Here is a 12,363-nt window from a genome sequence, read left to right on the forward strand (position 1 = left end):
GCAATGGATCGACCGGACATGGGACGCCGCGGATTTCTCGCCATCGGTGCGGCAATGGCGGCCGCCGGCCTGCTGGCCGGCTGCGGCTTTCACATGCGCGGCAACGCCGATTTCGCGTTCAAGCGGCTCTACATCGGCATTCCGTCCAACACGCTGATGGGCGCCGATCTGCGCCGCAATATCCGCAATGGCTCCGACACGCAGATCGTGGAGGAGAGAGAGGGGGCGGATGCGGTGCTGGATGTGCTGGCCGATTCGCGTGCCAAGTCGATCCTGTCGATCACGGCGCAGGGCGTGGTGCGCGAATACCGGCTGACGCAGCGCTTCAGCTTCCGGCTGCGCGATGCGGCGGGCAAGGAATTGATCGCCCCGTCGACGCTAATCCTGACGCGCGACCTGACCTACAACGAAGCCAATACGCTGGCCAAGGACTACGAAGAGCAGCAGCTGTATCGCGATATGCAGAAGGACATCGTGCAGCAGCTGATGCGCCGCCTGGCGGCGGTCAAGACGATCTGACGCGCCAGGCGCGGATCGCTTCGCAGTCACAGGGCAACACATGCAGCTCAAGTTCGACGGACTCGATGGACACCTGAAGCAGGCCCAGGCCAAGGGCCTGGCGCCGCTGTACGTGGTGCATGGCGACGAGCACCTGCTGGTGCTCGAGGCGGTGGACCGCCTGCGCCGCGCCGCGCGGGAATCGGGCTTTACCGAGCGCGAAGTGCTGGTGGCCGAGCGCGGTTTCCATTGGGGCCAGGTCACCGAGGCCCAGCAGTCGATGTCGCTGTTCGGCGATCGCAAGATCGTGGAACTGCGCGTGCCGTCGGGCAAGCCTGGCAAGGATGGCGGCGAGGCATTGCGCGCCGTGGCGGCCCAGCCGTCGCCGGACGTGGTGATGCTGGTCACCTTGCCGCGGCTCGACTTCGCCACTTCGAAGTCCGCCTGGTTCCAGGCGCTGGAATCGGCCGGGGTATCGATCAAGGTGGATGCCGTGGACCGCACGCGCCTGCCCGCTTGGGTGGGCGATCGGCTGGCCCTGCAGCAACAGCGCGTGGAGCCGGGCGAACCCGGCCGGCGCTCGCTGCAGTTCATCGCCGACAAGGTGGAAGGCAACCTGCTAGCCGCGCACCAGGAAATCCAGAAGCTGGGGCTGCTGTACCCGCCCGGCGTTCTGACGTTCGACCAGGTCCACGACGCGGTGCTGAACGTGGCCCGCTACGACGTATTCAAGCTGTCCGAGGCGATGCTCGGCGGCGATGTGCCCCGTCTGACGCGCATGCTCGAAGGGCTGCGCGGCGAGGGCGAGGCCACGGTGCTGGTGCTGTGGGCGTTGACCGAGGAAATTCGCGTATTATCCAAGGTCCGGCAAGGGCTGGCGGCTGGCAAGCCGGCAGGTGTGCTGATGCGCGAACTGCGCGTCTGGGGCCCGCGTGAGCGCCTGGTGCCACAGGCCGCGCAACGGCTGTCGATGCCGCAGCTGGAGGCTGCGCTGGCCATGGCCGCGCGGCTGGACCGCCAGGTCAAGGGCCTGGGCGACCTGCCAGGCGCGGGTGGCGCAGCGGGCAGCCTGCCGGCCGAGCCATGGGACGGCCTGCTGCAGCTGGCGCTGCTGATCGCCCGGCCGGCCTGACGTCCCCGAATCCAAGCAGCGAACCAAACTGAATACTGCCGGTAGCCGCGCCGGCGCCTCGACATCGCGGCACCCAAAGCAGACCGGGCTGGACCCGGACACCATCATGACCGAGTTCGATCTCCACGCTTACATGAACCGCGTTGGCCAGCAGGCCCGCGCGGCGTCGCGCGCCATGGCGCGGGCCTCCACGGCCGACAAGAACCGTGCGCTGCTGACGATTGCCGCGGCCATTCGGCGCGATGCCGACAAGCTCAAGGCCATCAACGCCCGTGACGTCGAACGCGCCCGCGCCAACGGCCAGGACGCTGCCTTCGTGGATCGCCTGACGCTGTCCGACAAGGCCATCGACACCATGGCCGCCGGCCTGGAGCAGATTGCCGCGCTGCCCGACCCGATCGGCGAGATCGGCAACATGAAGTTCCGTCCCACGGGCATCCAGGTGGGGCAGATGCGCGTACCGCTGGGCGTGATCGGCATCATCTACGAATCGCGCCCGAACGTGACGATCGACGCCGCGGCGCTGTGCCTGAAATCGGGCAACGCCACGATCCTGCGCGGCGGCTCGGAAGCCATCGAATCGAACACGGCGCTGGCCGCGCTGGTGGCCGAGGGCCTGGCTGCCGCCGGCCTGCCGGGCGAGGCGGTACAGGTCATCGAAACCACGGACCGCGCCGCCGTGGGCCGCCTGATCACGATGAACGAATACGTCGACGTGATCGTGCCGCGCGGCGGCAAGAGCCTGATCGCGCGCCTGATCGAGGAAGGCCGCGTGCCGATGATCAAGCACCTGGACGGCATCTGCCACGTCTACATCGACGACGCCGCCGATGTGGAAAAGGCCGTACGCATCTGCGACAACGCCAAGACGCAGCGTTACGCGCCGTGCAACACGATGGAAACGCTGCTGGTGTCGCGCCAGATCGCCGCCACCGTGCTGCCGCCGCTGTGCCACATCTATCAGGATAAGGGCGTGGAACTGCGCGTCTGCGCCGATACGCGCGCCACGCTGGAGGCCGCGGGTTTCAGCGGGCTGGTCGACGCCACCGAGGAAGACTGGCGCCTGGAATACCTGGCGCCGGTGCTGGCCATCCGTACCGTCGACGGCCTGGACTCCGCGATTGCGCACATCAACACCTACGGCTCGGCCCACACCGATTCGATCGTGACCGAGAACTACAGCACCGGCATGCGCTTTATCCGCGAGGTGGACTCGGCCAGCGTGATGATCAATGCGTCGACGCGCTTTGCCGATGGCTTCGAGTACGGCCTGGGCGCCGAAATCGGCATCTCGAACGACAAGCTGCACGCCCGTGGCCCGGTGGGGCTGGAAGGGCTGACATCGCTCAAGTACGTCGTGTTCGGTCACGGCGAAGTGCGCACGTAAGGGAAGGCGAGAACGCAGATGCTCTGGGTCAAGGCCTTTCATATCCTGTTCGTCATTTCGTGGTTCGCGGGCCTGTTCTACCTGCCGCGGATCTTCGTCAACCTGGCAATGGAGACCGATCCGGCCAGCGTGCAACGTCTGCTGCTGATGGCGCGCAAGCTGTTCCGGTTCATGACCATGCTGGCGGTGCCGGCCGTGGTGTTCGGCCTGTGGCTGTATCTGGGCTACGGCATCGGGCGCGGCGCGGGGCAGGGCTGGATGCATGCCAAGCTGGCGCTGGTGCTGGTGCTGGTCGGCTATCACCACGGCTGCGGCGTGCTGCTGCGCAAGTTCGAGCGCGGCGCCAATACTCGCTCGCACACGTTCTATCGCTGGTTCAACGAATTGCCAGTGCTGGTGTTGCTGGCCATCGTGATTCTGGTTGTCGTAAAGCCGTTCTAAGCTGTCGGATTTCTACTGTTTTCGATGAGGTCGTGATGAGCAAGCAGGTCGAGTACTTTCTGGCGCCGCAGTCGCCGTTCGTCTACCTGGGCCATGCCCGCTTTGTGGAAATCGCCAACCGCCACCAGGCGCAGGTGCTGCTGAAGCCGGCCGACCTGGGCAAGGTGTTCTCGGTGTCGGGCGGCCTGCCGCTGGCACAGCGTCCGCCGCAGCGCCAGGCTTACCGGCTGGTCGAGCTCGAGCGCTGGAGCCAGTTCCTGGGTATCCCGCTGAACCTGCATCCGACCTTCTTCCCGGTGTCAGGCGATGCCGCCGCCAAACTGATCATCGCGGCCCAGCTGGCGCATGGCACGGCCCGCGCGCTGGCGCTGACCGGCGCCATCACGCGAGCCGTCTGGGCCGAGCAGCGCAATATCGCCGATGGCGCCACGCTGGCGCAGATTGCCGACGAGAATGACCTCGATGGTGCCAGCCTGCTCAAGGCTAGCGAGGGCCAGGCCGTGCAGGCCGCCTATGCGCAGAACACGCAGGATGCGATTTCCGCCAATGTGTTCGGCGCGCCGTGGTTCGTCTACGACGGCCAACCGTATTGGGGCCAGGACCGGCTCGACTTCCTTGACCGCGCCTTGGCGGCAGGCTGATCGGCACACCGGACCCACGCCTTGCCCGTCCGCGATGCGGACGTTTTTGTTTTCAGGAAAGACTCGCCATGACCCAAGCCTTCTTTGCTCCTTGCCCGCGTGGCCTTGAACCGGCACTGGCCGAGGAGCTGCGCGAGATTGCGCAGTACCCGGCCGTGGTGGCTGCGGCACCGTTCGAGGTGCATCGTGAAATGCCGGGTGGCGTGACGTTCTCGGGCGAGATGGCCGCGGCCTACGCGGTCAACCTGCATTCGCGCATTGCCAGCCGCGTGCTGCTGCGCGTGGCGCAGCGCGGCTACCGGCACGAGGACGATATCTATTCGCTGACGCGCCAGCAGCGCTGGGAGCAATGGTTCTCGCCCGACGAGACGCTGCGCGTGGATATCACCGCCCACAAGTCGCAGCTGCGCAGCCTCAATTTCACGGCGCTTCGCGTCAAGGACGGGGTCTGCGATGCCATGCGCGAGCGCCTGGGCGCACGCCCCAGCGTCGACACGGTCAGTCCGGACGTCCGCGTCTACGCGCACCTGACCGAGACCGATTGCACCCTGTATCTGGACACCACGGGCGAGCCGCTGTTCAAGCGCGGCTGGCGCATGGAAAAGGGCGAGGCGCCGCTCAAGGAAAACCTTGCCGCAGGCATCCTGCGGCTGGCCGGCTGGGTGCCTGGCCAGACCAACCGTCCGTTCTTCGATCCGATGTGTGGCAGCGGCACGTTCCTGGTGGAAGCCGCGCAGGTGGCGCTGGGCATCGCGCCGGGCGTGGGTCGTACGTTTGCATTCGAGTGGCTGAAGGGCGCGGATACCAAGGCGTGGCAGGCATTGCGTGCCGACGCGCAACGTGCGCGCGAGGCCGCTGCGGACCGCGCCACGGCGTTGCAGATCGCCGGGTCCGATATTTCGACGGACATGCTGTCGATGTCGCAGGCGAACTGGCAGCGTGCCGGTCTGCCCGGTGACATATCGCTGAAGCAGGTGGACGCGCGCTTCGTGCAGCCGCCATTCGCTGAGCCCGGCCTGATGATGATGAATCCGCCGTACGGCGAGCGTATCGCGGTGCGCGGCAACCGGCGCGATGCCATGCAGGATGCGCCGCCCGACGAAGTGGAAGAGGCCGCCGCCAATCAGTTCGCCAGCGCCTTTGCCACGACGCTCAAGCAGAATTTCGCAAACTGGCAGGCCTGGGTGTTCACGGGCGACCTGAGCATTCCCAAGCGGCTGCGTCTGAAGGAATCGCGCCGCACGCCGCTGTACAACGGCAATATCGAATGCCGCCTGTTCCGGTTCGACATGGTGCGCGGCGGCAATCGGGATGGCCAGAAGGACGTGCAGAAGAAGGATTGACGCCGATGGTGCGGCTTCCCCTTTCCCGCGCCTTGGGGGGAGGGGAGTCCAGCCGCGCAGGCTTACACTTGCTTGTTGCGCCCGGTCATCGCCGCGCCGTTGCGCGAGAACTCCGACAGGAAGCTCTGCAGGCTGACCACCGGCTCCTGCAGCATGTGGCGCGGGAGGTCGAACAGCGCGTAGAAATATTCCTCGTTGCCCTCGCAACGCTCCGCCGGCAGGCAGTATTGTTCCCAGTCCGCGCAGGCCGGCGTGTACATGCCGTTGCCGGGCCAGAAGAACGGCACGATGCGGCCCTCGCGCAGCCCCTCGATCAATGCCGCAGGCGCCTCGTAGGCTTCCGCCGATTCCACCTGGTTCATCAGCCCCGCGCGGGTTTCGATCACCATCAGCGTGGCATGGCCCTGTGCGGTCAGCAACAGCATGCCGACGGGGTTCGGAAACAGGTAGTACTCGATAAAGCCATAGCGCGCGGCGGTCTGCCGTACGCGGTCGGCCATGATCGGATCGGACAGGAACGAGTACGAATGGCGCGTCAGCAGGTCACGCAGCGTGCGCGAGATCGTGGCGAAGTACTGCTGCTGCAGCGCATCGATTTCGTCGTTCAGGCGCGCCACCATGTTCGGATCGTGCTTCTTCACGTAGCGGTCGATCAGCCCATGGTTGAAACCCTGCACGGCGATGCTTTCATCGGCGGTGCCAGTCAGCAGGATGGTCTTGCACGGCAGGTCTTCCAGCGCCTGGCAGAATTCGAGCCCGTCCATCTGCGGCATGGAGTAGTCAACGACCACCACACCGGGCTGCAGGAAGCGATGCACGTCGTGGATCTGGCGGTGGATGCGGTCGACATCGAGCTGCACCGTGCGGCGTTCGGACAGGAAGGTCAGGTCGTCGTGCGTGACGCGCACCGGCAGGAAAGCGGGATGCCGCGTGCCATACGCTTCGCGAATCCATGTCAGCGCGTCGCGCGGATCGGTGAAGCTGACCACCGCGCGCGATGCATCCATCTGGAAAGCCAGGCTGTCGATAAACGACTTGCTGTCGTCGACCAATACCGTCAGGACGGGGTGATGGAAAACCGACAGGTTCCGGTCGTGCGCGGGGAATGTCATGGTGCGATCAAATCTGGCCGCCGGCCGCAAAGGGGAAAAAGAACGGGGCAAGCCAGTATAGCGCCTGCATCTGCATGCGCAACCAGACCACGCAAAAGGAAACGGCCAGCGTTGGTTGCTGGCCGCACTACTTCGATTTTATTGATTTCAGGTCTGCGCGTTGCTTTATTCACTTGGCAGAACTGCGGGCCTGACGGCCACTTCCTGGCATTAACGGCAGCTTATTCCACAGCCTTGAACATTTCCTCCACCACCTTCTTGGCGTCGCCGAACACCATCATGGTCTTGTCCATGTAGAACAGCTCGTTGTCCAGGCCCGCGTAGCCAGACGCCATTGAACGCTTGTTCACGATGATGGTCTTGGCCTTGTAGGCTTCCAGGATCGGCATACCGGCGATGGGCGATTGCGGATCGGTCTTGGCGGCAGGGTTGACCACGTCGTTGGCGCCCAGCACCAGCACCACGTCGGCCTGTCCGAACTCGCTGTTGATGTCTTCCATCTCGTAGACCTGGTCGTACGGCACCTCGGCTTCGGCCAGCAGCACGTTCATATGGCCCGGCATGCGGCCCGCCACGGGGTGGATGGCGTACTTCACCGTCACGCCGTGCTCGGTTAGCTTCTCGGTCAATTCTTTAAGCGCATGCTGCGCACGGGCCACCGCCAGGCCGTAGCCGGGCACGATGATCACGGTCTCGGCGTTGCTCATCACGAACGCGGCGTCGTCGGCGGAACCCGACTTCACGTTGCGTTGCGCCTGCGCGCCAGCCGGGCCGGCCGCCGATGCCTCGGCACCGAAGCCGCCCAGGATCACGTTGAAGAACGAACGGTTCATCGCCTTGCACATGATGTACGAGAGGATTGCACCCGAGGAGCCCACCAGCGAGCCGGCGATGATCAGCATCGGGTTGTTCAGCGAGAAGCCGATGCCCGCCGCCGCCCAGCCCGAGTACGAGTTCAGCATCGACACCACCACCGGCATGTCGGCGCCGCCGATCGGGATGATGATCAGCACGCCCAGCACGAAGGCGATGGCCAGCATGATCAGGAACGGCAGCCACGACTGCGACATGAAGAAAATCACGCCGAAGCCGATCATGGCGATGGCCAGCAGCAGGTTCAGCCAGTGCTGGCCCGGGAACACCACCGGCGCGCCCTGGAACAGGCGGAACTTGTAGCGGCCCGACAGCTTGCCGAACGCGATGACCGAGCCCGAGAACGTGATCGCTCCGACGAAGCAGCCGATGAACAGTTCGATACGGTTGCCCAGCGGAATCAGGTGCGTGCCGGCCGGCGTGATGCCGAACGCGGCAGGCTCCGCCACCGCAGCTACGGCGATGAACACCGCGGCCAGACCGATCAGCGAGTGCATCGCCGCCACCAGTTCGGGCATCTTGGTCATTTCGACCTTGCGTGCCACATAGGCGCCGATACCGCCGCCCACCACCAGCGCGCCGAAGATCAGCGCCAGGCCAGTACCGACCGACGACTGCGCGGCGCCCGCGGCCAGGAACTCGTTCTTCAGCTTGACGATCAGCGCCAGCGTGGTCACCACGGCAATCGCCATGCCGATCATGCCGAACGCGTTACCCTTGCGGGCCGATGCGGGGTGCGACAACCCCTTCAGGGCCTGGATGAAGCAGACCGACGCCACCAGGTACAGCAGCGTCACAAGGTTCATGCTGACGGCCTCCATCATGCACCTCCCTTGGCGGATTCAGCCCCGGCCTTGGCGCGCGGCTCCTTCCTCTTGAACATCTCCAGCATGCGCTGGGTCACCAGGAAGCCACCGAACACGTTCACCGCGGCCAGTGCCACGGCCAGCGTGCCCATGATGCGGCCCACGCCGCCTTCGGTCAGGCCGGCTGCCAGCATGGCACCGACGATGATGATGGCCGAGATCGCATTGGTCACGGCCATCAGCGGGGTGTGCAGCGCGGGCGTGACCGTCCACACCACGTGGTACCCCACGTAGATTGCCAGCACGAAGATGATCAGGTTGATCACCGTGTGGTTCACCATCTCCATCGACTTCTCCTCCGTTGCTTTTGAATACTGCCGAGCGTCGCGTCCGCGCAGGCGGGCTGGAATGCAGGATCAAGCGTGCCGGGGACGCGGCGGGCCGTGGCGCAGGGCTCTTTCAGCGCCGCGGCATCTTCAGACGGAAACTCAGGCGGCCTGCTGCCTGACTACCTGGCCGTCCTTGCACATCAGGCAGGCGGCGACGATGTCGTCTTCCAGGTTCAGCGTGTAGCGGCCATCCTTGTCGATGATCAGCTTCAGGAAGTCGAGCACGTTGCGCGCGTAGAGCGCGGACGCGTCGGCCCCCACCATGCTGGCAAGGTTGGTATGGCCGATCAGGACCACGCCGTGGCGTTCCACCACTTCGTCGGCCACGGTCAGCGGGCAGTTGCCGCCTTGCGCGGCAGCCAGGTCGACCACGACCGAGCCCGGCTTCATCTGCTTGACGGTGTCTTCGGCCAGCAGCACCGGGGCGCGGCGGCCGGGGATCAGTGCCGTGGTGATGATGATGTCGGCCTGCGTGGCGCGCTGGTGCACGAGTTCGGCCTGGCGGCGCATCCAGTCGGCCGGCATCGGGCGCGCATAGCCACCCACGCCTTGCGCAATCTCGCGCTCCTCGTCGGTCACGAACGGCACGTCCAGGAACTTGGCACCCAGCGATTCGATCTGCTCCTTCACGGCGGGGCGCACGTCGGAGGCCTCGATCACGGCGCCCAGGCGCTTGGCGGTGGCGATGGCCTGCAGGCCCGCCACGCCGGCGCCCAGGATCAGCACGCGGGCGGCTTTGACGGTGCCGGCAGCGGTCATCAACATCGGCATGAAGCGCTGGTAGTGGTGCGCGGCCACCAGCACGGCCTTGTAGCCGGCGATGTTGGCCTGCGACGACAGTACGTCCATGCTTTGGGCGCGGGTGGTACGCGGCGCGGCTTCGAGCGCGAACGCCGTGACGGCGGCGCTGGCCATGCGGGCGTTGTTCTCCACGTCGAACGGATTGAGCATGCCGACCAGTACGGAGCCGGGCTTCATCTGCCCCCGCTCGGCGTCGTCGGGCGCGCGTACCTTGAGCACAAGCTCGGCGCCCAGCGCATCGGCAGCGGAGCCCACGCGGGCCCCCGCCGCCTCGAATGCGGCATCGGGAATACTGGCACGCACACCGGCGCCGGTTTGCACCGTCACCTGATGGCCCTGCGCTACGTACTTCTTGACGGTCTCCGGGGTGGCGGCGACACGCGTCTCACCTGCCCGCGTCTCAAGCGGGATACCGATATGCATCGTCAATTTCTCCTGTCTGGCGTCGTTCGTAATCTGGTCGGGCCAACGTCCTCGCCCGTTGATGCATTGCAAAAGAATGCGTCAATTTTTGCGCAGCTTACCCGAAACTTACGTTCGGTGGTGACTCGCCGGTCGGGTATATGTGCTTTCATCGAGACTCATCTTTTCTGCTCATGAAATGACTCGTTTGATGCACATCCGATTCCCTTGAATATCCGTCATTGATGAAATGACATCGGCGTCACCTGCAATCTTGACGCCGATTTAATGCGTGGCTGCGTATCGTGGCGTTCACGTCTCTTTCGAGGCGTTTCTCCAAACACGCCCACGGCTTTTTCATTGATGATTGCAACCCGCCTGATGACTTCAGCGCCGGCCACCCTGGCCGCCGCCATCCTGCTTGCCGCCCCGTTTTCCAACGCATTCGCGCAGCAGGCGACCCCCGACACCGCCCAGCCGGCATCGCCGCACACATTCACGGCCAACGTGTCCGTGGTGTCCGATTACCGCTACCGCGGGATCAGCCAGACCGACCGGCGCCCGGCCATTCAGGGCGGCTTCGACTATGCCCATGAGAGCGGCTTCTACGTCGGCAACTGGAACTCGAGTATCAGCTGGCTTGGCGATGCCGACGCGTCGGTGTCCGCGCCGGTCGAGATGGATTTCTACGGCGGCTTCAAGAACACGTTCAAGCTGGCCGAGCAGGAATTCAACTACGACCTGGGCGTGCTCGAGTACTACTATCCGGGCGGCTACACGGCCACGCGTCCGTACACCACCGAGCTGTACGCCGGCATCGGCTGGGGCCCGGTGTTCCTGAAGTACTCGCACGCGGTGACCAACCTGTTCGGGTTTGCCGACAGCAAGAACAGCTACTACGTCGACCTGACGGCCAACGTGCCGCTGAACGTGTGGGGCCTGACGCTGAACGCGCATGTCGGCTACCAGGGCGTGCAGCATTTCAGCGACGCGTCGTACACGGACTGGAAGATCGGGCTGACGAAGGACCTTGGCAGCGGCTTTTCGCTGGCCGTTGCCTACATCGACACGAACGCCAGCAAGGCCGCCTACACGAACACGCGCGGGCGCTACCTGGGCAAGTCGACGGCGTTCGCGTCGATCACGAAGACGTTCTGAGCGCGCCAGGCACCCGCCAGCGGCCTGCTTTCTTTACGCGTTCTTGATGGCGGGCCGCCCAAACGCTGCATCAAATTGAGACCGGTCTCCCTAGCATGGAGTCATGTTCAACAGACGATCCGCCCCGCGCGGATCCTCGCTTCATGCGACAGTCATCGAGTCTCGCCGTGGCGTTTGCATCGGTTCCGCGACGCCGTGTCATTGCCCAGGATCCATGGATTCGTCTGCGGCTGGCCGTCTCGTCGTCACAGGTATTTGCGCTGCGCCAGACGCTGCATCGCGCGATTGGCAACATGGCCCGCATCTACGTGGTGGAAGTGGACCATCGCAACGGCGAGACCACGCTGCACGTGGAGGTGGAGCGCGGTGAGCGCGACGCCGCCATGCACGCGATCATGGCGGCCTTGCCCGCGGCAGAGTTCGGCGTGGCGACGGTGCTCGGAGGCGACCATGGCACGCATTGACCCACAGCGCGGCGCGATTGCCGACGGCCTGTGGCTGCCGATGGTTACGCCGCTGCGCAATGACCAGGTGGATCTCGATGCCGCCCAGCGCCTGGCGTCGCACTACGCGGCGGCCGGCGTCGATGGCCTGATCGTGCTGGGCACGACCGGCGAGGGTGGCCTGCTGACCGACGCCGAGCGATTCATGCTGACGGCGGCGGTGCTCGAAGCCGTCGACGGCATGCTGCCGGTGATGGCGGGTGTGGGCGGCGTGGCCACCCACACCGTATGCGAGCAGGTGCGCCGGCTCGACCGCCTGCCGCTGGCCGGCTACCTGGTGCCGCCGCCGTACTACCTGCGCGTGTCCGACGAAGGCATCGCCTGGCATATGCGCAGCGTGGCCGCGCAGACCGGCAAACCGCTGATGCTCTACAACGTGCCCCGGCGCACCGGCTGCACGATTTCGCCCGAACTGGCGTGGCGCCTGGCCGCCCATCCGCAGATCGTGGCCGTCAAGGACTGCGATGCCGCCGGCATGCGCACGCTGGCCATGCAGGACCTGATCGGCGTGTACTGCGGCGACGATGCGTCGATGCTCGACCACCTGCTGCGCGGCGGCCAGGGCATCGTGCCGGCGGCGGCGCACGTGCGACCCGACCTGTTCGTACGGTTGCTGCATCTGACACGCACCGGCCGCGACGAAGCTGCCCGGGCGCTGTTCCGGCAGCTCTCGCCGCTGATCGGGCTGATGTTCGCCGAGCCCAATCCGGCGCCCGTGAAAGCGGCGCTGGCGCTGGCCGGCATGACCACGGTCGAGGTGCGCCGCCCGCTGATACCGGCGTCGAAGTCACTTGTGGCCCGTATCGAGGCGGCCATCGCCTTGCTGCCCCCGATGCTGACGGCCGAGGCGGCCTGAAACTCCGCGCGCGATGCACGT

At 65.6% G+C, this 12,363-nt stretch carries 13 protein-coding genes; 9 read left to right on the plus strand and 4 right to left on the minus strand.

Going from position 1 to position 12,363, the window contains the following annotated elements:
- Positions 1-3: 3 nt before the first annotated feature.
- The 6 genes from CYJ10_RS06565 to CYJ10_RS06590 all read left to right on the plus strand — a co-directional run bounded on the left by CYJ10_RS06565 (position 4) and on the right by CYJ10_RS06590 (position 5,442).
- A complete protein-coding gene (locus CYJ10_RS06565; RefSeq protein ID WP_101680699.1) occupies positions 4-519 on the plus strand; it encodes an LPS-assembly lipoprotein LptE in 516 nt (171 codons plus the stop codon).
- Between the two features lie 40 nt (positions 520-559).
- A complete protein-coding gene (gene holA / locus CYJ10_RS06570; protein WP_101680700.1) occupies positions 560-1,630 on the plus strand; it encodes a DNA polymerase III subunit delta in 1,071 nt (356 codons plus the stop codon).
- 106 nt (positions 1,631-1,736) lie between these two features.
- The gene (locus tag CYJ10_RS06575) at positions 1,737-3,017 is read left to right on the plus strand and encodes a glutamate-5-semialdehyde dehydrogenase (protein ID WP_101680701.1); all 1,281 of its coding nucleotides are present in this window, start codon (positions 1,737-1,739) and stop codon (positions 3,015-3,017) included.
- Between the two features lie 18 nt (positions 3,018-3,035).
- Complete coding sequence (locus CYJ10_RS06580; RefSeq protein WP_101680702.1) at positions 3,036-3,458, plus strand: CopD family protein; 423 nt, start codon at positions 3,036-3,038, stop codon at positions 3,456-3,458.
- 35 nt (positions 3,459-3,493) lie between these two features.
- Positions 3,494-4,099, plus strand: coding sequence for a 2-hydroxychromene-2-carboxylate isomerase (locus CYJ10_RS06585; protein WP_101680703.1), 606 nt, complete (start codon positions 3,494-3,496; stop codon positions 4,097-4,099).
- Between the two features lie 68 nt (positions 4,100-4,167).
- Positions 4,168-5,442: a THUMP domain-containing class I SAM-dependent RNA methyltransferase gene (locus tag CYJ10_RS06590; protein ID WP_101680704.1), complete on the plus strand. Its 1,275-nt coding sequence runs from the start codon at positions 4,168-4,170 to the stop codon at positions 5,440-5,442.
- 62 nt (positions 5,443-5,504) lie between these two features.
- Here the strand turns inward: CYJ10_RS06590 and CYJ10_RS06595 are convergent, their stop codons facing one another.
- The 4 genes from CYJ10_RS06595 to CYJ10_RS06610 form a co-directional block, all read right to left on the minus strand.
- The gene (locus CYJ10_RS06595; protein ID WP_101680705.1) at positions 5,505-6,554 is read right to left on the minus strand and encodes a response regulator; all 1,050 of its coding nucleotides are present in this window, start codon (positions 6,552-6,554) and stop codon (positions 5,505-5,507) included.
- Positions 6,555-6,775: 221 nt separating this feature from the next.
- Positions 6,776-8,251: an NAD(P)(+) transhydrogenase (Re/Si-specific) subunit beta gene (locus CYJ10_RS06600; RefSeq protein ID WP_101680706.1), complete on the minus strand. Its 1,476-nt coding sequence runs from the start codon at positions 8,249-8,251 to the stop codon at positions 6,776-6,778.
- Complete coding sequence (locus tag CYJ10_RS06605) at positions 8,248-8,580, minus strand: NAD(P) transhydrogenase subunit alpha (protein ID WP_101680707.1); 333 nt, start codon at positions 8,578-8,580, stop codon at positions 8,248-8,250. Before CYJ10_RS06605 ends, CYJ10_RS06600 begins: the two co-directional genes overlap by 4 nt.
- 141 nt (positions 8,581-8,721) lie before the next feature.
- Positions 8,722-9,846: a Re/Si-specific NAD(P)(+) transhydrogenase subunit alpha gene (locus tag CYJ10_RS06610; RefSeq protein WP_101680708.1), complete on the minus strand. Its 1,125-nt coding sequence runs from the start codon at positions 9,844-9,846 to the stop codon at positions 8,722-8,724.
- 342 nt (positions 9,847-10,188) lie between these two features.
- Between CYJ10_RS06610 and CYJ10_RS06615 the strand changes: the two genes are divergently transcribed.
- From CYJ10_RS06615 to dapA, 3 genes are all read left to right on the plus strand, one after another.
- A complete protein-coding gene (locus tag CYJ10_RS06615) occupies positions 10,189-10,983 on the plus strand; it encodes a TorF family putative porin (RefSeq protein WP_101680709.1) in 795 nt (264 codons plus the stop codon).
- Positions 10,984-11,126: 143 nt separating this feature from the next.
- Positions 11,127-11,447 (plus strand): hypothetical protein, encoded by a 321-nt coding sequence (locus tag CYJ10_RS06620; protein WP_101680710.1) that lies wholly within the window; start codon positions 11,127-11,129, stop codon positions 11,445-11,447.
- Positions 11,434-12,342, plus strand: coding sequence for a 4-hydroxy-tetrahydrodipicolinate synthase (dapA, locus tag CYJ10_RS06625; RefSeq protein WP_101680711.1), 909 nt, complete (start codon positions 11,434-11,436; stop codon positions 12,340-12,342). The genes CYJ10_RS06620 and dapA overlap by 14 nt, the downstream gene beginning before the upstream one ends.
- Positions 12,343-12,363: the final 21 nt, after the last annotated feature.

The sequence above is a fragment of the Cupriavidus pauculus genome, assembly GCF_002858765.1.
Taxonomy (GTDB): Bacteria; Pseudomonadota; Gammaproteobacteria; order Burkholderiales; family Burkholderiaceae; genus Cupriavidus; species Cupriavidus pauculus_B.